General features: G+C 60.3%; 19 protein-coding genes. 5 read left to right on the plus strand and 14 right to left on the minus strand.

Translation table 11 applies throughout. The features are described from left to right. Window positions 1–168: 168 nt before the first annotated feature. Window positions 169–1,953 (minus strand): arginine--tRNA ligase, encoded by a 1,785-nt coding sequence (argS, locus tag FH08_RS0104135; protein ID WP_031357107.1) that lies wholly within the window; start codon window positions 1,951–1,953, stop codon window positions 169–171. A gap of 455 nt (window positions 1,954–2,408) precedes the next feature. Between argS and FH08_RS0104140 the strand changes: the two genes are divergently transcribed. Then, window positions 2,409–2,735, plus strand: a complete 327-nt coding sequence (locus tag FH08_RS0104140) for a DUF1840 domain-containing protein (protein WP_035565243.1) — start codon at window positions 2,409–2,411, stop codon at window positions 2,733–2,735. Between the two features lie 111 nt (window positions 2,736–2,846). Here FH08_RS0104140 and FH08_RS0104145 read toward each other — a convergent pair whose 3' ends face one another. The 9 genes from FH08_RS0104145 to FH08_RS0104190 form a co-directional block, all read right to left on the minus strand. Then, the gene (locus tag FH08_RS0104145) at window positions 2,847–3,065 is read right to left on the minus strand and encodes a hypothetical protein (protein ID WP_031357109.1); all 219 of its coding nucleotides are present in this window, start codon (window positions 3,063–3,065) and stop codon (window positions 2,847–2,849) included. 158 nt (window positions 3,066–3,223) lie between these two features. Next, window positions 3,224–5,941 (minus strand): methionine synthase, encoded by a 2,718-nt coding sequence (gene metH / locus FH08_RS0104155; RefSeq protein ID WP_075583284.1) that lies wholly within the window; start codon window positions 5,939–5,941, stop codon window positions 3,224–3,226. Window positions 5,942–5,952: 11 nt separating this feature from the next. Beyond that, the gene (locus tag FH08_RS0104160; RefSeq protein ID WP_035565247.1) at window positions 5,953–6,657 is read right to left on the minus strand and encodes a DUF4276 family protein; all 705 of its coding nucleotides are present in this window, start codon (window positions 6,655–6,657) and stop codon (window positions 5,953–5,955) included. Next, entirely contained in the window at window positions 6,657–7,772 is a 1,116-nt protein-coding gene (locus FH08_RS0104165) for an AAA family ATPase (protein ID WP_031357112.1), read from the minus strand. Before FH08_RS0104165 ends, FH08_RS0104160 begins: the two co-directional genes overlap by 1 nt. A 38-nt stretch (window positions 7,773–7,810) precedes the next feature. Then, window positions 7,811–8,899 carry a homocysteine S-methyltransferase family protein gene (locus FH08_RS0104170; protein WP_031357113.1) on the minus strand — a complete coding sequence of 363 codons (1,089 nt, stop codon included), beginning with the start codon at window positions 8,897–8,899 and terminating at the stop codon, window positions 7,811–7,813. Between the two features lie 199 nt (window positions 8,900–9,098). Continuing rightward, window positions 9,099–9,356 carry a DUF3567 domain-containing protein gene (locus FH08_RS0104175; protein ID WP_031357114.1) on the minus strand — a complete coding sequence of 86 codons (258 nt, stop codon included), beginning with the start codon at window positions 9,354–9,356 and terminating at the stop codon, window positions 9,099–9,101. 198 nt (window positions 9,357–9,554) lie between these two features. Then, window positions 9,555–9,761, minus strand: a complete 207-nt coding sequence (locus tag FH08_RS0104180) for a hypothetical protein (RefSeq protein WP_152602723.1) — start codon at window positions 9,759–9,761, stop codon at window positions 9,555–9,557. Between the two features lie 157 nt (window positions 9,762–9,918). After that, entirely contained in the window at window positions 9,919–11,190 is a 1,272-nt protein-coding gene (locus FH08_RS0104185) for a DUF3108 domain-containing protein (protein WP_081889348.1), read from the minus strand. Between the two features lie 204 nt (window positions 11,191–11,394). Next, complete coding sequence (locus tag FH08_RS0104190) at window positions 11,395–12,285, minus strand: IclR family transcriptional regulator (RefSeq protein ID WP_031357117.1); 891 nt, start codon at window positions 12,283–12,285, stop codon at window positions 11,395–11,397. Between the two features lie 269 nt (window positions 12,286–12,554). Here FH08_RS0104190 and FH08_RS0104195 point away from each other — a divergent pair, with 269 nt between their 5' ends. The 4 genes from FH08_RS0104195 (at window position 12,555) to FH08_RS0104210 (ending at window position 16,534) form a co-directional block, all read left to right on the plus strand. After that, window positions 12,555–13,541, plus strand: coding sequence for a fumarylacetoacetate hydrolase family protein (locus FH08_RS0104195; protein ID WP_031357118.1), 987 nt, complete (start codon window positions 12,555–12,557; stop codon window positions 13,539–13,541). A 136-nt stretch (window positions 13,542–13,677) separates the two neighbouring features. After that, the gene (locus FH08_RS0104200; RefSeq protein ID WP_035565249.1) at window positions 13,678–14,856 is read left to right on the plus strand and encodes an ABC transporter substrate-binding protein; all 1,179 of its coding nucleotides are present in this window, start codon (window positions 13,678–13,680) and stop codon (window positions 14,854–14,856) included. Between the two features lie 25 nt (window positions 14,857–14,881). Next, entirely contained in the window at window positions 14,882–15,709 is an 828-nt protein-coding gene (locus FH08_RS0104205) for an enoyl-CoA hydratase/isomerase family protein (RefSeq protein WP_031357120.1), read from the plus strand. Window positions 15,710–15,778: 69 nt separating this feature from the next. After that, window positions 15,779–16,534, plus strand: a complete 756-nt coding sequence (locus tag FH08_RS0104210; protein WP_031357121.1) for a PhaM family polyhydroxyalkanoate granule multifunctional regulatory protein — start codon at window positions 15,779–15,781, stop codon at window positions 16,532–16,534. A 42-nt stretch (window positions 16,535–16,576) separates the two neighbouring features. On the opposite strand, the gene FH08_RS0104215 is transcribed toward FH08_RS0104210, so the two are convergent. The 4 genes from FH08_RS0104215 to FH08_RS0104230 are packed head-to-tail and all read right to left on the minus strand — an operon-like array spanning window position 16,577 to window position 20,571. Then, entirely contained in the window at window positions 16,577–17,197 is a 621-nt protein-coding gene (locus FH08_RS0104215) for a chalcone isomerase family protein (RefSeq protein ID WP_081889349.1), read from the minus strand. After that, window positions 17,128–18,411 (minus strand): SAM-dependent methyltransferase, encoded by a 1,284-nt coding sequence (locus FH08_RS0104220; RefSeq protein WP_081889350.1) that lies wholly within the window; start codon window positions 18,409–18,411, stop codon window positions 17,128–17,130. The genes FH08_RS0104215 and FH08_RS0104220 overlap by 70 nt, the downstream gene beginning before the upstream one ends. Before the next feature lie 7 nt (window positions 18,412–18,418). Continuing rightward, a complete protein-coding gene (locus tag FH08_RS0104225; RefSeq protein WP_031357124.1) occupies window positions 18,419–19,261 on the minus strand; it encodes a DUF1365 domain-containing protein in 843 nt (280 codons plus the stop codon). Next, window positions 19,258–20,571 carry an NAD(P)/FAD-dependent oxidoreductase gene (locus FH08_RS0104230; RefSeq protein ID WP_031357125.1) on the minus strand — a complete coding sequence of 438 codons (1,314 nt, stop codon included), beginning with the start codon at window positions 20,569–20,571 and terminating at the stop codon, window positions 19,258–19,260. Before FH08_RS0104230 ends, FH08_RS0104225 begins: the two co-directional genes overlap by 4 nt. Between the last annotated feature and the right edge of the window lie 112 nt (window positions 20,572–20,683).

A 20,683-nucleotide genomic window follows, 5' to 3' on the forward strand; every position in this document is an offset into this window, starting at 1 on the left:
GAATGGCCGTCGATTATAACGGCGGCCTTAGGCGCGGTTTGGCGTTGCGCGATGTTGTGTTGCGCGGTATTGCGTTAAGTCATACACCCGTCGTTCGCCGTTTTCACACTTCGTACCCGCGCCGGGCATATGACACGCCCGGTGCGGCAGAAGTGCCCGGCATGGGAATCACATCTTGACGGGGGCGGACACGCCGATCAGCGCGAGGCCGTTCTCGAGCACCTGCCGCGTAGCGGCAAGCAATGCAATGCGCGCGTTGCGTACGCCGTCTTCCTCCACCAGCACGCGCTCCGCATTGTAGAACGAGTGGAATTCGCCCGCGAGGTCACGCAGGTAGAACGCGACCGCGTGCGGCGCGAGTTCGTCCGCTGCGTGCGAGAGCATGTCAGGATACTCGGCGAGCTTGTTGAGCAACGCCATCGCGCGTTCGCTCGACAGCGGCGACAGATCGACGTTCGGCAGCGTCTCTGCATTGCCGGCGTATTTCGTCTTCCAGTCGCCGAGGATCGTGCAGATCCGCGCGTGCGCGTATTGCACGTAATACACCGGGTTCTCGTCGCTTTGCTTGAGCGCCAGATCGATATCGAAGACGAATTCCGTGTCGGCCTTGCGCGAGATCAGGAAGAAACGCACGGCATCGCGGCCGCGGCGAATGGTGTCTTCATCGATCTGATCGGGCGCGACTTCCTCGCCCGGCGTCATGCCGCCCGACCATTCGATCAGGTCGCGCACCGTCACATAGCTGCCCGCGCGCTTCGAGATCTTCACTTCCACGCCGTTGCGCATGACCGTGACCATCTTGTGCAGCACGTAGTCGGGGTAGCCCTTCGGAATGCCGATGCCAAGCCCCTGCAGCCCTGCCCGCACACGCGCGATGGTGCCGTGATGGTCCGAGCCCTGCACGTTGATGACCTTGGTGAAGCCGCGCTGCCACTTCGCCACGTGGTACGCGACGTCCGGCACGAAATACGTGTACGTGCCGTCGGACTTGCGCATGACGCGGTCCTTGTCGTCGCCGTCGTCGGTCGTGCGCAGCCAGAGTGCGCCGTCTTGCTCGTAGGTCATGCCGGCGGCGATCAGCGAGTCCACGGTGGCTTGCACACGGCCTTCGTTATACAGCGACGACTCCAGGTAGAACTGGTCGAAGTCCACGCCGAACGCGGTCAGGTCCAGATCCTGTTCGTGGCGCAGGTACGCGACGGCAAAGACGCGAATAGCGTCGATATCGTCCACATCGCCCTTCGCCTTCACCGGCGCGCCATCCTTGGCCGCGACCGTCGCGCCGGCCAGATAGTCGCGTGCGATATCCGCGATGTACTCGCCGTTGTACGCGTTTTCCGGCCATTCCTTGTCGTCTGGATTGAAACCACGAGCGCGCAATTGCGTGGATGTGGCGAGATTGCCGATCTGCACGCCGGCGTCGTTGTAGTAGAACTCGCGATGCACCGCGTTGCCTTGCGTGCCGAGCAGGTTCGCCAATGCGTCGCCGAGCGTGGCCTGCCGGCCATGGCCGACATGCAGCGGCCCGGTCGGGTTGGCCGAAACAAATTCGATCAGTACGCGTTTGCCTTCGTCTCGGGCGTTGTAGCCGTAGCGCGCGCCTTCCACGATAGCCGCAGGCACCACGGCCTGTTTCGCCGCTGCGGCGAGCCGCAAGTTGATGAAGCCCGGACCGGCGACTTCGGCCGCATCGACCAAGCCCTGAGCGGCCGGCAGTGCGAGCACGGCATCGACAATCTGCTGCGCCAGCTGGCGCGGATTGGCCCGCAGCGGCTTGGCGAGCTGCATGGCCACGTTCGACGCCACGTCACCGTGCGCCGCGACTTTCGGGCGCTCGAGCACGATGACCGGTTCGACAAAGTTCGCTTCCGATGCGCCTTGCGACGCCTGTACGACTTGCTTGACCGCGTCGGCGAGCAGCGTTTCGAGTGTATGTTTTTGTGCGGGCAGCATGCTGATTCCCAGATCCGGTAATTGTTTGCTTATTTATTTGTTGGCTTGACTCAAGCTACGCGCTCGCTGAGAACGCGGCAAAAACGTGCGATCGAGCTTCAAACGCCGACGTGACGCGTCCTCGTTTCAATCCACTGCGCTCGCTCGGGAGCGGGCGAAGACTTTGGACACTCGGTCGAGACGCAACCCACGTCTGTGTATGCGCGTCCGGAGGCATATCCGGAGCCGGTTGCAGCCATAAAGCCAAAACCGGGGTTTTGTAACCGGCGCAACATTTGCTCGGGTAAATCGGGATTTTAGCAGGTGCTAATATGTCGAATCAGGGTCTAGTCGGGGAAACAAGTCAGGAATTAAAACAATGCGCCGGCGTGTGATGTAGCGGCCTGGGCTGTTACCACGCTTGGCGCATGTCGCTCACTAGCCACAAAAAGCCAACATAAGGAGAGGACCTTGCCATGCTGATCACATTCAAAACCAGAGCTGCACCGGACGTTCAGATGCTCGACAACCTTGCTGATTACCTGCTTGGCATCATCGGCAAGCGGCTTGGCGAGCGCGGCGTCATTACGCATGAAGAGCTGCCTGATTGCATCCATAAGCTGGAGTCGGCGGTTGCCACGGACAAACAGGAACGCGCGGAACATGACGGCCACTTCCACGAAGGCGAGCCCGGCCACGAACCGCACGAGATTCCCGTCGGTCTGGCGCAGCGCGCATACCCCTTCCTCGACATGATGCGCTTAGCCCATCAGGCAGACGGCGACATCTTGTGGGGCGTGTGAGCCGCGGGTTCTCTGGCCGAGCCTGACGCGAACCAGTGAGTCAGTATTAAAAAACCCGCCTCGTCGCCGATGCGGGTTTTTTTATTCAGATGAATGCGAAGCTATAGCGTTTTATTGGCCGGCTCCAGCTGCCGGTGCGCTCGCGCCTTTTTTCGCACGCGGTTTGCGGGGTTTTTTCTTGTGCTCGACGACAGGCGGCGAATAACTCGACGCGGTGCTCGAGCTTGCGCCCGTACCCGGCTTGGCGTTGCCCTGCGCGAAGGCAGCCGGGCTTCCCGACGTGAACAGCACAGCAATAGCAACGGCGAGGACAGGCGTCAGCTTGTTCATGTTCGACTTTCTCCGTGACGAATTGAAGGAATGCGCGACCGCCGCCATGACGGCCTTTTGCACCCCTTCGAGTGTAAGGAAAGTCAAAATAACCGTAATAGACTTCGCCAATATTGCGTCTTTGTGATTCCCAGTATTTGTCTGCGCCCGATTTTTGCCTAGAGTAAGGGCGCAAGTGCGCGTTCGGCGTCGTTCTTCGAAATCGCCATGCGTTGCGCGAAGCTATCCACCTGATCGTCCGCGATCTTGCCCACCGAAAAGTACGTGCTTTCCGGATGCGCGATGTAAAAACCCGACACGCTCGCCGCCGGCAACATGGCCAGCGACTCGGTCACCGTCATGCCAATTTCGTTCGCTTGCAGCACGTCGAACATGTCCTGCTTCACCAGGTGATCCGGGCACGCCGGATAACCCGGCGCCGGACGAATACCGCGGTACTTTTCTTCGATCATCGCGGCGTTGTCGAGTGTTTCGCCGGCCGCGTAACCCCACAGTTCGCGACGCACCCGTGCATGCAGCGCCTCGGCGAAGGCTTCAGCGAAACGATCGGCCAGTGCCTTCAGCATGATCGCGCTGTAGTCGTCGTTATCGGCTTCGAACTGCTTTTCTTTTTTCTCTACGCCCAGCCCCGCCGTCACCGCGAACATGCCGATGTAATCCGCCACGCCCGAGTCCTTCGGCGCGATGAAATCTGCCAGCGAGCGGTTGGAACGCTGCACGCCATCCACGATAGGACGCACGGTTTGCTGGCGCAGATTGCGCCATGTCATGGCGACTTGCGTGCGGGTATCGTCGGTATAGATCTCGATGTCGTCGTCGTTCACCGTGTTCGCCGGCAGCAGCATCAACACACCGTTCGCCTGCAGCCAGCGGCCCTGGATAATGCGCGAGAGCATCGACTTGCCATCGGAGAAAACGCGTCGTGCGGATTCACCCACGATCTTGTCGTTGAGAATGGCCGGATACGGACCGGCGAGATCCCAGGTCTGGAAGAACGGCGCCCAGTCGATGTAATTCGCCAACTCCGCGAGATCGTAGTTCTTGAAGATGCGCCGTCCGATAAACGTCGGTTTCTTCGGCTCGTAACTCGCCCAGTCGAGCTTCGTTTTGTTCGCGCGTGCTTCGGCGTACGTGACCATCGGTGTCGCCTTGCGGTTCGCGTGCTGCGTGCGAATGCGTTCGTAGTCCGTCTTGAGGTCTTCGAGGTATTTCTTCGCGCCGTCGTCCGAAAGCAGGCTCGACGCCACCGATACCGACCGCGATGCATCCGGCACATAGACCACCGGACCATCGTAATGCGGGGCAATTTTCACGGCCGTATGCACGCGTGAGGTCGTTGCGCCGCCGATCAGCAGCGGCGTTTGCTTGCCGCGGAAATAGTCGTCGCGCTGCATTTCCGACGCGACGTAGGCCATCTCTTCGAGGCTCGGCGTAATCAAACCCGACAAGCCGATGATGTCCGCGCCTTGCTCCTTCGCCATCGCGAGGATGGTCGCGCAGGGCACCATCACGCCCATGTTGACAACTTCGAAGTTGTTGCACTGGAGCACGACGGAAACGATGTTCTTGCCGATGTCGTGCACGTCACCCTTGACCGTCGCAATCACGATCTTGCCCTTTGGCCGGACGTCTTCGCCGGCATCGGCCATGCGCTTCTTTTCTTCCTCGATGTACGGAATCAGATGCGCAACGGCCTGCTTCATCACGCGCGCGGACTTGACCACTTGCGGCAGGAACATCTTGCCCGCGCCGAACAGGTCACCGACGATATTCATGCCGTCCATCAACGGCCCTTCGATCACGTTGATCGGGCGGCCGCCTTCGGCTTCAATGCGCGCCCGGACTTCCTCGGTGTCTTCCACGATGAAGTTCGTGATGCCGTGAACCAGTGCGTGGGCGAGGCGTTGATCGACGCCCTGGTTGCGCCACTCGAGGTTCTCTTCTTTCTTCGCGGCGCCGGTTTTGAATTTATCGGCGATTTCTAGCAGGCGATCCGTACCGTCCTCGCGGCGATTCAGCACCACGTCTTCCACGCGTTCGCGCAGTTCGGGATCGAGATCCTGATACACGCCGAGCTGACCCGCATTCACGATCCCCATGTCCATGCCCGCCTGAATCGCGTGGTAGAGGAACACGGTGTGGATGGCTTCACGCACCGGGTCGTTGCCGCGGAATGAGAACGACACGTTCGACACGCCGCCGCTGATCTTCGCGTGCGGCAGGTTTTCCTTGATCCAGCGCGTGGCGTTGATGAAATCGACGGCGTAGTTGTTGTGCTCTTCAATGCCCGTGGCGATCGCGAAGATGTTCGGATCGAAGATGATGTCTTCCGGCGGGAAGTCGACTTCATTTACGAGGAAATCGTACGAGCGCTTGCAGATCTGCGTCTTGCGTTCGTAGGTGTCGGCCTGGCCTTGTTCATCGAAGGCCATCACAACTGCGGCTGCGCCATAGCGGCGGATCAGCGTGGCGTGATGGCGGAAAGCATCTTCGCCTTCCTTCAGGGAGATCGAGTTCACGACCGCCTTGCCCTGCACGCATTTCAGACCCGCTTCGATCACTTCCCACTTCGACGAGTCGATCATGATCGGCACGCGCGAGATGTCCGGTTCGGACGCGATCAGGTTCAGGAAGCGAACCATGGCCGCTTTCGAATCGAGCATGGCCTCGTCCATGTTGATGTCGATGATCTGCGCACCGTTCTCAACCTGCTGGCGCGCGACGGCCAGCGCTTCGTCGAACTGGTTGTTGAGGATCATGCGTGAGAACGCCTTCGATCCCGTCACGTTGGTCCGCTCGCCCACGTTGATGAAGAGCGAACCGTCGGTGACATTGAACGGCTCGAGGCCGGAAAGGCGCATGGTGTGATCGGTCATGGGCTGAGGCTTTAGCTTATGAATTCTGGGAGTCGGGCGGCCAATGGCTGCGCGCCGATTTGCAGCAGTCGTTCAAACCACTGCCGGAAATGCGGGCACTGTTCGCGGATTTTATCGAGGGTGATTCTTATCGCGCTCGCTGGGCCGTGCGTTGTCTTTCTGTAACGAGGACGGAGAATTTCGAGGCGCTTCGACGGCGCCGTCTGGGGAGAGTCGTTGATCCATTCCGGGTTCGCGACATCGGCGCGGACCTTCGAAAGTACTGTGCGATGCTTGTCCCACTCCGGTTCCGCGTCGCAAAGCTTGCCGATGTCCGAGAACAACAACGACTCGAATTCGTGCGGCTGGATGTGTGGGATGAAGCGCTCTGGACGGCATCCAACGCGCGCGACAATGTCCCGATGCAACAGATGCTCGATGTGCTCAGCACGCTTTGATGGAGCCAAGCTGGCTGACTCGATGACACCTGCAAAAGACGTATCGAGCGCATAGAGATCGAACATCGTAGTTATGTACGCGTCGTTGTGCTCCTGCAGCGCGTTTCTGACGGCGCGTCTCGTGCGATCGAGATTGAGCCCGCCGCCATAGGGTCCACGGGATGTTTCCATGAGCAAAGGCTTGGCGAAAATGTTGGATAACCGCAGGACGGGTGCCAGCACCGATTTTACAAAAACCTCTTCGGTCGGACCCTCGCCGATAATAAACAAACGGGTCATTACGACGGCCTCCCGCCCAGCACATTCTGATTCCAGAGTTCGCCAAGCGAATAGTCTTCGAGCCAACCTTTGAGGCGTTCAGCATCCAAGCGGTGAAACGTCGACGCGCCGTCTTCCCGGTCTACGACGACGATATCTTCCGGCTCCATCAAGTTCATCAACTCCACCGATTGCGTGGAGACGATTACTTGCTTTCGCTCAGCCGCGCGCTTGAGCAGATCGGCGAGGATAACGATGGCGTACGGATGCAAACCAAGTTCCGGTTCGTCGATCAGGATGGTGTCGGGCATCAAATCCCACGGTTGCAGCAAAAGCGTGCTCAGGCAGATGAAGCGGAGCGTACCGTCGGATAGCGCGTGAGCGTTGAACACCACATCGGGTTTTCCTTTTTCCAGCCACTCCAATTGGACCAGTTTGCTTCCCTCGCGGGCAGGAACGAAGTCATCGAAGAACGGGGCGACGAGCCCGATGGTCTCCACGATCATTCGGTAATGGTCCGGATACGAAGTCCGCAGCAGACCGAGATAGGCGGCTAGGTTTCCGCCGTCGACTTGCAGGCGAAGCGTGTCGAACGGGGCGTGTTGCTGCTTTACCTTCGCGCTCTCACCAGTATCGTGGAAATGATAGACGCGCCAGCGATCCATGCCGAGACGCACGGACGACGTGAACCGGCCGCCAGTCTTCTCGAATTGAGATTCGGCATGAGGTTCAGAGAAATGTTCTCCGCGGCCAACAATCTCAAGACCCACAACCTCATGATTTGCATTTTGGTTGTCGCCTCCGTTAAACAGTCCCTCGTCTTCGAAAACCAGGCGATTGTCGTTGGTCGGTACAAGCGTGAAGTAATAAGAGTCCTCTTCGCCGTAGAACTCGGCGTGAATTCCCGAAGTCGTCCGCCGCGAAAAATGCAGCAACGCGTCCGGCCCCCCCTGCACCGCGACAAACAACTGAAATCTTTTCCCAACGATCTCCGCGAGCATCCGAAAGAAGCTAACAAAGTTCGACTTCCCCGCGCCATTGGCCCCAATCAACACGTTCAGATTGCGCAACTCGAAGTCACGCAATTCGCGTATCGATTTGTACCCGGTGATCGTCAGTTTTTTGACGGCGGCCATTGATCAGTTCCAGTAGGAAACCCGCGGAAAACAGCAAATTAAACCGTCTCGGCCTCTGCTTCACGATAATGCGACGGCCACTTCCTTGGCTTCACATCGGCCAGTGCCTTCGCGATCTCCGCGATATGTTCCGGCGTTGTCCCGCAGCACCCGCCCGCCAGATTCACCAAGCCCGCTTGCGCGAACTCCTTCAGCAAGCTGGAGGTGACGTCGGGCGTTTCATCGAAGCCTGTATCGCTCATCGGGTTCGGCAAACCCGCGTTCGGATAGCACGAGACATACGTGTCGCAGAGCTTCGACAATTCGGCGATATATGGCCTCATCAGCGCCGCGCCCAACGCGCAGTTCAAGCCGAACGTCAACGGCCGCGCATGACGCAGTGAGTTCCAGAACGCCTCGACCGTCTGCCCCGAGAGGATGCGGCCCGAAGCATCGGTGACGGTGCCCGAGATCATGATCGGCAGCAGTTCGCCCGTGTCCTCGAACAGCTGATCGAGCGCGAATAACGCGGCCTTTGCGTTCAGGGTGTCGAAGATGGTTTCAACCAGGAACAGATCGCAGCCCGCATCCATCAGCGCCTTCGCCTGCTCGTAATAAGCCTGGCGAAGTTCGTCGAAGGTCACGTTGCGCGCGGCCGGGTCGTTGACGTCCGGAGAGATGCTCGCGGTCTTCGGCGTCGGTCCGATTGCGCCCGCGACAAAGCGCGGCTTGTCCGGCGTCGAGTACTTGTCGCAAGCCCCGCGCGCCAACTTTGCCGACTGCATGTTCATTTCGACCGCCAGCGATTCCATGCCGTAATCGGCTTGCGCCACGGTCGTCGCGCCGAAGGTGTTCGTCTCGAGAATGTCCGCGCCAGCAGCCAGATACTGGTCATGAATCTCACGAATCACATGCGGCTGCGTGATGGACAACAACTCGTTATTGCCCTTGATATCGCGGGGATAGTCGGCAAAACGTTCGCCACGATACGCCGCTTCGTCGAGTTTGTAGCGCTGGATCATGGTGCCCATCGCGCCGTCGAGAATGAGAATGCGCTGTTGCAAAAGGGCAGGCAACACGGCGCCGCGCGTGTACGGGCGGCGCTCTGCGGCGGATTTCGGGTCGACAGTTTCGAGGGACGGATTCATGATTCACATGGCTCCAAACAGGCTGAAATAACCTGACATTGTATCTGTAGTGGGGTTCGAACGCTTTCTGATGGCGCTTTCGAAAACAACGGGCAATCAAGCGCCAGGAACAAAAAACCCCGCCACTTTCGTGGCGGGGTTTCGGGGTGTCGCTGAGTGTTCTTACCGCTTGGCCAGGCTACAAGCTGGGATACAACGTTTAGTGAAGGATCACCGGCTGGTTCATCAAGATGTCGAACTGACCGAGAAACTCGTCCACATCTTCCAACGATTGTTCTTCCTGCATCAACTTCTGGACATGCTCGCGAAAACGCGCGGCGAGTGCGCCGTCGATGAAGATTTCGCGCTGCATGGTCTTGTCCACGATCTCGTAACCGCCCGCTTTCAAAGCGAGATGGTTGTCCTGCGGCGGGAATTCGACTACACAATAGTTAGGGCTGTTGTAGATCATTTGCATGGCGACACTCCTTATTCCTGTTTGCCCGTAAGGCGTTTCTGCGTCTTACATTGAGCGTTTGGGTTGGAATTCAAGGGGTGGCCTCGACGTTGAGACCGAAAGCCCATCGAGGACCTTTGTTAGACATTCTCCCGTAAAAATGTTTCCAGAAGTGCCCTGAAACGCTGTGTTTCTTCTACTAGGGACAGATGTGCCGCGTCAAGTATTGCGAATCTTGCATTCTTGGTGGAATTCGCCACCATTTTCATCTGCATCGGCGGCAATGACCCTCTTGGGCGTTTTAGTCGATGTCAATTGCCGCCTCAGGTCGAAATCGCGGGTCGCTTCGGCGGTCTTGGCGAAACGTTCCAGCGATGCACCTACAACCGTTTCATCCCGTACTTGCCGCGTGATCGACAGTTCCATATTGACCCTTTTGAGAGGCAGCATCGGTTCGGGATCGAACCATCCCCACATATCCGCACACGTTCTGGCATTACCTGTTTAACGGAGTTTTTCGTCGATTCTTTACGCTATTCAGCTTACCTCGCCTGACTTAAGCCTGCGTTAAATCGAGCAGATATCAGGGTTTGTCGGATCCGGGCGCAGCGGGTGTTGCATCTTCTGTCGCATCCGGCGTGCCCGCACCGGATTGACCCGGCGTGCCGGACGGCGCTTGCAGCTTGCCGCGCCAGAGCATTTCGATCTGCATGCCGTTCGGCTCCGTCTGCAGAATGCGCACGGGCAGCCAGCCCAGCGCGGGCGCGAGCCAGATGTCGAGACGCCGGCGATCGCCTTCGCGCCGCGGCAGGCGGGTGAAATGGCGAGCCTGCAAGTTGCCGTCAGCGGTCTGCACGTTTTCATCGCCGACGGTTTCTATCGGCCAGATCTCGTTGCTGTCGTTATCGGCGACACTGAATTGACGCACTACGCCGGGCTTGTAGGCGTCGGGCGAGCCGCGTACCAGACTCGACAACTGCATGACAACGCTGAAGCGGTCTTGCGCACCATCGGCGAGCGGCTGGTTGTTCGGTGTGCGGGTGTAGACCAGTTGCTTCGTGGTGCGATCGAAGACGGTGATGTCGGCGGCGCGGCGGCCACGCTGCTCCGAATATTGCTCGGGCGCAATGCCGAAACCATCGATATGGCCCTTGCTCGAATACACATACGGTCCGACGAACGGCAAGGGGATCGACACCACCATCTCGTAGTGCTGGCCGTCGTTGAGCCAGTGGATATTGCCGACCTGATTCATCACGCCATTGATCCGCGTGTCGTAACGAAGTTCGCCCGTGGGCGGGACGCTGAATTTATCGCCGGTTTTTGCGGCTGCGGCAGCTGCTTGAGAGGCCGCAGCGTCGCTTGCTGCTTTCGCGGCAGCTTGGGTTGCTGCTTTCGCGGCAGCTTGGGTTGCTGCTTGGGCTTGGGCTGCTTGCTCGGCTTGGGCTGCTTGAGCTGCTTGAGCTGCTTCAGCTGCTTGAGCTGCCTGTGCCGCCTGTGCCGCTTGAGCCGCCTGTTCAGTTTGCGCGGTCGTGATGGCGTGCGTGGGTTGGGCTTGCGGCACCGGCTTGGGCTTGGGAGCGGGCGGAGGTGGCGCGACAGGCCTCGGCGCTTGAGCTATCGGCTTGGGCGTCAGCAACTCGACCTGCACCGGGACATGTTCAGCCGGCTCCGGATTCGATGCGTTCCTGCTCCTCTCCACCCATCGCCCGGCTAGCCAATGCAGTGCCAGGACAACGAGCAGCACGACCAGCCACACGACCCATCGAAGGGAATGGTCGGCGGATGAATTGTCGGACGATGCGCCAGCAGTGGCGCGACGGCGAAACAGCGAGGACGGCAGGGAGAACGGCATCGGCTAGCTCGGAAACGCGCGTGATCAGGCAAACGATAAAACGCTGCAGGGGGAATCATCGGCAACGATCATGACAGAACGCGAATGATCAAAGGACCAGGAAAGGGCCACGCGAAACGCGCACGAACCACGCACGAAACGCATATGACACGCGGGCACGCTGCGATGTTCCGCGCGGGTGACGCATCATGCAATCCTCAGGCCTTACCGCTCGCCCGGTGTGTACCCGAGTTCGTAAGACAGTTGTCCGGCGCATTCGCGCAAGGCGGTGTCGATTGCGCCGCCCCAGCGGGTATCGAATGATCCTTCGTGGCCGAGCGCAATCAACCCGAGCGCGAGATCCCCGGTCGAGTCGAACACCGGCGTGCAGAACGCATGGATGGTCGGCAGCAACATGCCCTCCACCCGTGCGGCCCCGTGTGCGCGGATCTCGGCGAGCACCGGCTCAATGTCTGCCATCGACTGCCGCGTGGCGGCGAGTTCGCGATCGAGCATCGCTTGCGTCTTGCTGCGCGGTAGCCACGCGGCAAACAGCAAACCCGTCGCCGATGACAACAGCGGCATCACATCGCCCAATTTCAACGACGCCTTCGCCGGATAGCTCGACTCCATCCAGTGCACGACAGTCGGCCCCTGATTGCCCCACACCGCGATCCCCACGGTGAGGTCCAGCCGGTCGCGCAATCCCGTTAGCGCGATACGCGCCAGCTTCACGCCATCGACTCGAGCGAGGCGCGCCAAACCCATCTGCAACGCGAAACCACCGAGTTCATAGCGCCCGGAAACGGGGTCCTGCGAGACCGCGCCAAGCCGCAGGAAACTCACCAGGTAACGGTGCGCCTTCGCCGGACTCATGCCGGCGCGCTGGGCGAGATCGCGCAGCATCATCGCGCGCGGCTCGTTAGTCAGCACGTCGAGCAGGCGGAAGCCGACTTCGATCGACTGAATGCCGGAGCGGGACTTTTCTTCGGCGGGGTCGGCGGGGTCGCTTGGGTCGGAGGAATCGGCGAGGTCGAGGGCATCGTCGGCTTCGGCCTGTTCGGGCAAAGGCAGCGTGGGCGAGACGGACGAACCGGGACGGCTGGGAGAGGGCATGGAGAAATCGATGATGGCGCGAGCCGGTTCAAATACAAGGTCAGGTCGGGCGCGTGAGCGGCCAATATGGCGACGGTAGCAGCCAAGCGAACGGCAACCGGCAAACGCCATCACCGCTCAAAAAGGACGTTCACCAGCCCTGGAAACGAACCGGCAAACGCAGCGAATCATTTCACCGCATCAGCCCGAATCATCCCAAAACCGCCCCGACATGATTCACCATCGTAAAATAGATTTCCTCCATCGTCACTAAACGTACAAAACGGGTTATGAAACTTGCCACGCTGAAGGACGGAACGCGCGACGGCCAACTGGTCGTCGTATCGCGTGATTTGCGCACGGCGGCCATTGCCGACGCGATAGTGCCAACGCTGCAACGCGCACTGGACGACTGGACTTTTTACGCGCCGCAGTTGCTGGATCTCTCCGATTCGCTTAACCAGGGCCGCGCGCGCCACTCGTTCGCCTTCGATCCCAAAGCCTGCATGGCGCCGCTTCCACGCGCGTTCCAGTGGGCCGACGCCTCGGCTTACGTGAACCATGTCGAACTCGTGCGACGCGCCCGCAAAGCGGAAATGCCACCGGAATTCTGGACCGATCCCTTGATGTACCAAGGCGGCGGCGACGATTTGCTCGGACCCGAAGACGATATCGTGTGTGCATCGGAGGCTTATGGCATCGACTTCGAAGCCGAAGTGGCTGTGATCACCACCGACGTGCCGATGGCCGTCAAACCCGCCGATGCGCTCAGGCACGTCCGCCTCCTGATGTTGGTCAACGACGTCTCGCTGCGCAACCTGATTCCCGCGGAACTCGGCAAGGGCTTCGGGTTTTTCCAGAGCAAGCCCGCCACGGCGTTCTCGCCGGTTGCGGTTACGCCCGACGAACTCGGGGATGCGTGGCGCGAAGGCCGTGTGCATCGCCCGATGATCGTGCACTGGAACGGCAAGAAAGTCGGCCAGCCCGATTGCGGCACGGATATGGTGTTCAACTTCGGCGAGTTGATCGCGCACGCGGCCAAGACGCGTAATGTGCGCGCGGGATCGATCGTTGGTTCGGGCACGGTGTCGAACAAGGATACGAAGCGAGGTTATTGCTGTATTGCCGAGAAGCGTTGCCTGGAAACCATCGAACACGGTGCGCCCACCACCGAGTTCATGAAGTTCGGCGACAGCGTGAAGATCGAGATATTCGATGAAGCCGGTAAGTCGATTTTCGGCGCAATCGATCAGTCGGTTGTGGCGCTGAATGGATAACTGAGTGAATAACTAAGGCCACCAGTAAGGGGTTTCGCCCGATGCGCTCCTATGCTGCGCCGCCCTACACTTAGCCGCATTGCGTCAAAACGCTTACAAAAAACCGCGTTGGCGCACCCATAACAAGGAGACTTCGATGCAGTCAGGCGGCGAATGGGGAACGGCGTTCAGGCAGTTGGCGGCGGGTGTCCTGATCACACTTTCAACGGCAGCCTGGGCGCAGACGCCGCATGTGAAGATCGGGCTGGTGTTGTCGTTGACTGGGCCGGCCGCGTCGCTCGGCATTCCGGCACGCGACACGGTAGCGCTGTTGCCGAAGGAAATGGGCGGCCGCCCGGTGGACTACATCATTCTCGATGACGCCTCCGACACCACGCAAGCCGTGCAGACCACGAAGAAGCTGATCTCCGAAGATCACGTGGACGCGATCATCGGTTCATCGATTACGCCGAACTCGCTCGCCATGATCGATGTGGTCGCCGACGGCCAGACGCCGATGATCTCGCTAGCGTCTTCGTCGAAGATCATTGAGCCTGTGGATGCCAAGCGTCACTGGGTCTTCAAGACGCCGCAAACCGACGCAATGATGGCGTCTGCCATTGCAGAACATGCGAGCAATCATGGCGTGAAGACGATGGCGTACATCGGCCAGGCCGATGCGCTCGGCGAGACCTTTTATGCCGAAGTAGCGAAATTCGCGCAGCTCCACCACATTACGATGGTGGCGAACGAGCGCTTCAACCGGACGGACACCAGCGTGACCGGTCAGGTGCTGAAGATCCTGGCAGCGAAGCCCGATGCGGTGGTTGTGGGCGCTGCGGGAACGCCTGCCGCACTGCCGCCGAAGACATTGAAAGAACGCGGCTACAAAGGCACGATTTATCATAACCACGGCACGGGCAATCGCGACTTCCTGCGTGTATGCGGCGCGGATTGCAACGGCACATTCCTGCCGACGAGCCCGGTGCTCGTTGCATCGCAACTGCCCGACGATCACCCGGCAAAACATCTCGCGCTCGAGTACATCAAGCTGTATGAAACGAAGTACGGCGCGGGCACGGTCTCGGCGTTCGGCTCGTATGCATGGGATGCAGGCATGTTGCTGAATCGTGCGGTGCCTATAGCGTTGAAAGCAGGCGCGCCGGGCACGCCGGAGTTCCGTGCCGCGTTACGCGATGCGCTGGAAAACACGAAGAATTTTGCGGACTCGAACGGCCTTGTCAACATGACGCCGAACGATCATATCGGTCTCGATCAGCGTGCCCGCGTGATAGCTGAGATCGAGAACGGCAAGTGGATCTATCAACCGCGTTGATCTTTCTAAAGCCCAAGAGACGACCATGAGCGACCTTTCTCTTTACGCGCATTACACGTCGCTGGAATTGCGGCGGCACGACCACGGTGTGCTCGAAATCGTGATGAACGGCGCGGGCGCGAACAAAAGCGGACTCGCGACCGCGGATGCAAACATGCATCGCGAACTGGCGGATATCTGGCGTGACATAGATCGCGATCCGGACACGCGCGTGGGGTTGATTCGCGGCGAGGGCAAGGGATTTTCGGGCGGCGGCGATCTGGGTCTGGTCGAACAGATGGCCTCCGACTTCGAGGTCCGCGCACGGGTCTGGCGCGAAGCGCGCGACCTTGTCTATAACGTGATCAATTGCAGCAAGCCGATTGTCTCGGCCATGCACGGACCGGCGGTCGGCGCGGGACTGGTTGCAGGCCTTCTCGCCGATATTTCCATCGCGGCGAAAACTGCGCGCATTATCGATGGACACACGCGGCTCGGCGTGGCGGCCGGCGATCACGCGGCCATCGTGTGGCCGTTGCTGTGCGGCATGGCGAAAGCGAAGTATTACCTGCTGCTGTGCGAGCCGGTGAGCGGCGAGGAAGCGGAGCGCATAGGCCTCGTTTCGCTGGCGGTGGACGAAAGCGAACTGATGCCGAAAGCCATTGAAGTCGCGAATCGCCTGGCGCAAGGTTCGCAGACGGCAATCCGCTGGACGAAATACGCGCTGAATAACTGGCTGCGCACGGCCGGTCCGGCCTTCGATACCTCGCTGGCGCTCGAATTCATGGGCTTTTCCGGACCCGATGTCCAGGAGGGCATCAAGTCGCTGCGCGAGCGGCGCGCGCCGGATTTCCCGGGCGGATCGCCGTTTTAGATCCGCATCGACTATCTTGTGGTTTCATCCCTATCTCGTACGTACCCGTAGCATCAAGGAGAAAGTCTCATGACCGATACGCCCGGTGGTACGTCGCCCTTTGGAAGTTTCCCAGGCATGACCGGTTTCCCCCAGGGCGACATGATGGAAAAGATGTGGGACATGATGAAGCTGAACCCGTTTGCGGCAGCCGCCGCGCCGGGCGGATCCCCGTCGCTGTCCATGATGTCCGACATGCTCGCGCCGCTCACGAACGTGGAAGAACTCGACAAGCGCATCAAGGATATGCGCGCGGTCGAGCAATGGCTCAAGCTCAACCTGAACATGCTGCAGTCGGCTATCCAGGCGCTGGAAGTGCAGCGCGCGACGCTTGCTACGTTGCGTGCTTTCGGCGCGTTCGCGCAGTCGTCGGTGGAGAAGGCGCAGGCTTCGCCGGCGGCGCCACCGACCAGATCCGGGTGGCCTGCGCCGCCGCCGGAAAAGCCGAAGGCGGAAGCGGAGCCGCAACCACAGCAGGGAACTGAGGCGCCCAATGAGACCGGGGCGACGGAGGCTTCATTCGATCCTTCGGGCTGGTGGAACTTGCTTCAGTCGCAATTCAACGGCCTTGCGGCCTTGGCGATGGCGCAACAAAATGCCGGCGCGGCGACGCCGAGCATGAGCACGGATGAAGACGAAAACGGCGACGACGATGACAATGTAGAACCGCCCGACGCCGATGCTCCACCTGAGGCGCCTGAGGCCGACGCACCGTCCGCGGCCGGGAAAGCCGCAGCGAAGAAAGCGCCTGCGAAGAAAGCGGCGCCACGAAAGAAACCGCTTTGACCGATGCTTAAGGCGGCTCGGCGCCGAGGCTGAAACCTTAGGCTACTGCGCCGCGCCGTTGGCGAGCAACTGGTTCCGCAAGCCCGGCGCCGACGTGCGCGGATCGAACCAGATCGCGAAGAATGCGCGAGCGAAGTCGTCCCCGGGAATCGTGCCGATGACTTTATCGTCGGCATAAAACGTCGTGCCGCGTTCGGGCACGAATACGCCAATGACATGATCTCCCGGCTGCACGTCCGGGAAGATCGTTTCCATCTCCTCTTGCCATTGCGCCGTCTGGGCCTTGCTGGCCACCTTCAGCTCGTCCATTTCCTGGCGACCTCTTTTGGCTATCGCGGCACCCTTGAAAGCACGCCCATATTCGATATCCAGCGCAAACGGCCGCACCGTCAATTCCTTGCTCGACAGACCCGTCGGCCCGACAAACAGCGTGGCGTCGTAGATATGAAAACCGTACATGCGCAACTCGCCTTCGCCCTGCACGCGCGCTTGGGGAATCGTCTGACGCACGACCGATGCAGCGTCGAAAGCAAACGCCTGCAGCGGCAAGACGATCAGCACAAGCGCGAGCGCAGCAGCGAAGGCGCTTGCAATCAGGCGTGCTCCAGCGTGAACTGGATGACGTCGGTGTTCGAGTGCGCGAACGCGGCCTCGCAATAACATAAGTAAAAGTCCCACAAGCGGATGAATCGTTCGTCGAATCTTTGTGCACGGATTTGGTCGAGGTGCGCAACGAACGCGTTGCGCCATATCCTGAGCGTGCGGGCATAGTCGCGGCCAAAGGAGAACTGGTTGACCACTTTCAGCCCGTGGCGTTCCGCCGATTGCACGAACACGGCAGGCGAGGGCAGCATACCGCCTGGAAAAATATACTGCTGGATAAAGTCGGTGCTCGTCCTGTAACGATCGAACAGCGCGTTGTCGATGGTAATCGTCTGCACGCATGCCCGGCCGCCGCGCTTGAGATTGCGTTTGATGCATTCAAAGTAGCTCGGCCAATATTCCTCGCCCACGGCTTCGAACATTTCAATCGATGCAATCGCGTCGAACTGGCCGTGGGTATCGCGGTAATCCTGCAGGCGGAGATCGGTTTGATCGCTTAAGCCCGCGTCTGCCAGACGCTGCTGCGCGTAAGCGAGTTGTTCGGTGGACAGCGTCAGGCCGGTCACGTTCGCTTTCGCCTCGCTCGCAGCAAGTTGCGCAAACCCGCCCCAGCCGCAGCCGATCTCCAGCACGTTCAGATTGACGCCTTCGAGCTTCAGTTCGTTCAGCAGCCGCCGGTATTTTGCGCGTTGCGCGTCATCTAGCGTCTGATCCGGCGAGCCATCGAAGAGAGCGCTCGAATAGGTCATCGTGCTGTCGAGCCAGAGCTTGTAGAACGCGTTGCCAAGGTCGTAATGGGCGTGGATATTGCGCCGGCTGCCTTCCTTCGTATTTGCGTTGCGCAGATGACGGAAGCGGTTCGTCAGCTTGCCCAGCCACGAGCCGTAGACGACGGTTTCTATCGTCGTGCGGTTACGCACCATGATGTCGAGCAGCGCGGCGAGATCGTCGGTATGCCAGTCGCCGGCCAGGTACGTGTCGGCAAAGCCGATATCGCCGCTCTTCAGCGCCGCCGCGCACACGTTCCAGTTGGTCAGCACGACCCGCGCGTATGGCGGGTTGCCGGGGGCGTCGGCTGCTTGCCCGAAACGGCGCGTGGTGCCGTCGGGGAGGTGGACATCGAGGACGCCGTATTGAAGCTGGCTCATCAGCCTGAGCACCATGCGCGCAGCCGCGGGTTTGCGCAACGCGCCATGGGTGCGCAGCAAAGGCCGCATGAACCATGACGATGCCGGCTTGCGAAGCGATGAAGGAGAGGAGGGCTGTGTCGACATTTGCAAGTCACCTGGTCGGCAATTCGGCCCGCTCGTGCGAGACGTTCGCAGCCGGCGGAGTGGGTTTGCTGAGGAACGGCACGCGCTTGAAGAACAGCTTCAGCGCCTGCCAATGAATTTTCGCGACGACGCCGAACGTCATCATCGGGTAGCCGAAGAACACGCGCAGCACGTTGCGAGCGTCGAGCGGGCGGGCGCTTCCCGCGATGCTGGTGAGCAGCAGTGGACCTTCGCCGTCGTCGTAGTCGATACGCGCGAGCGAGCGCATCGGCTTACCGTTTTTCGGCGATGCAAACATGAAGCGGAAGGTGTACTGCCCTTCCACCTTGCAGAACGGCGACACGTGGAAAACCTTTGCGGCCGTGAGCGGCGCGCCGTTCAAGACGCCGCTGCCCGGATCGAGCAGATAGCAATGGCGCTCGCCGAAGGTGTTGTTCACTTCGCAGACCACGGCGCGCAATGAGCCGTCCCAGCGCTCGCAAAACCAGAAGCTCACCGGATTGAAGACATAGCCCAGCACGCGCGGGAAGGTGTGCAGGAAGATCTCGCCGGTGGCGTCGTGGATGCCGTTTTCATGCAGCATCGATTCGATCCATTGGAGCGCCGTTTGTCCGTCGGCGCCATGGTCGCTGTCGTAAAAGCTTAGTAAGCCGAATCGATTGGTTGCGAACAGGCGCGAGTCACGTTGTGTCCCTTGGGCCTGCCTCGCCGCGCGAGCGCGCAGGGGTAGCCGCAACGTATAGACGCCGTAGGAAAACGCGTTACGTGCCGGGCGCAGCCGCTTGTGACGCACCGGCCCGACAAGCAGCAGGTCGGGGGCATCGAAGGATTGAGGGGCGGGCGTGCTCATGCTGCAAGCGCCGGTTCATTGCTGCCTGATGCCGCGATGGCCGCAACGGCCGCGATGGCGGTCAGCTTCGCAGCCGCTTCCAGCCCCGACTTCAGGCCGTCTTCGTGGAATCCGTAACCGGTCCACGCCCCTGCGAACCATGTGTTGCGTACGCCTTGCATCGACGGCAAAGAGCGTTGAGCCTGAACGGCCGCTTGATCGAAGACCGGGTGGCTGTAGGCGAACTCGCGCATTACCGTGTCGCGACGCGGCTCACGCACCGGATTCAGCGAGACGATGACTGGTGACCTGAACGGCAACGGTTGCAGCTTGTTGATGAGGTAATGCACGCATAACTGCGGCTCGTCGCCAAGCGCACCGGTGCGGCTTTCGTAGTTCCATGCCGACCATGCGCGTTGTGCCGGCAAGAGCGAAACATCCGTGTGCAACACGGCGCGGTTCGGCGCATAGCCGATCGCGCCGAGCGTCGCTGATTCAGCGTGCGAGGGATCGGCGAGAAGCGCCAGTGCCTGGTCGCTGTGGCACGCAAGCACGACGTGATCGAAGTGCTCCGACCCCCGCGCGCTATCGATTTCCACGCCGTGCGCGCTGCGCCTCACCGATGTCACGGCCGCACCGACGCGGGCATCGCCTATGACCGGCAGCATGCGCCGCACGTATTCGCGCGCGCCGCCGTTGACGGTGTGCCATTGCGGCCGGTCTTTGACCTGCAGCAGCCCGTGGTTATGACAAAAGCGAATCAACGTGCCGATGGGAAACGCCATCATCTGCGATGTGGAACATGACCAGATTGCGCCGATCATCGGCAGCAGGTACCAGTCGCGGAATGCCGTCGAAAATTTTTCGCGTTCGAGAAAACGGCTCACCGGCTCGGCGAGTTGAACGTCCTTGCCAGCCAGCGCCAGCGCGGTGGTCGTGCGGTTGAAGCGGAGGATATCGGCCAGCATGCGCAGGAAGGCCGGGCGCAGCAGATTGCGGCGCTGTGTGAAAACCGTGTTGAGGTCGCTCCCCGCCCACTCCAGCCGACGGTCCGTCAGCGACACGGAGAACGACATATCGGTCGCGGTGGTGGGGACGTCGAGTTCTTCGAAGAGCTTCACCAGGTTCGGATAGGTACGGTGATTGAAGACCAGGAAGCCCGTATCCACGCCATGCGTGATGCCTTCGAGTGTCACGTCCACGGTGTTCGTATGACCGCCAAAGTAGCCGTTAGCCTCGAACAGCGTTACGTCGATACCCGTCTTGGCCTTCGCCAGCCGGTACGCGCACGCGAGCCCAGAAATCCCCGCTCCGATTACCGCAACTTTCATGACGTTGCTCCGTGTGTCTTTGTCTTTTGTGTCGACTGCCTGATGGCGCTGACGGCTCTTTGTCTGGAACTACCGGCGGTGGCTCATGCCGCGTTCAAGGTGATTTACGCAA

The organism is Caballeronia sordidicola, assembly GCF_000729995.1.
In the GTDB taxonomy this organism is placed as follows: Bacteria; Pseudomonadota; Gammaproteobacteria; order Burkholderiales; family Burkholderiaceae; genus Caballeronia; species Caballeronia sordidicola_A.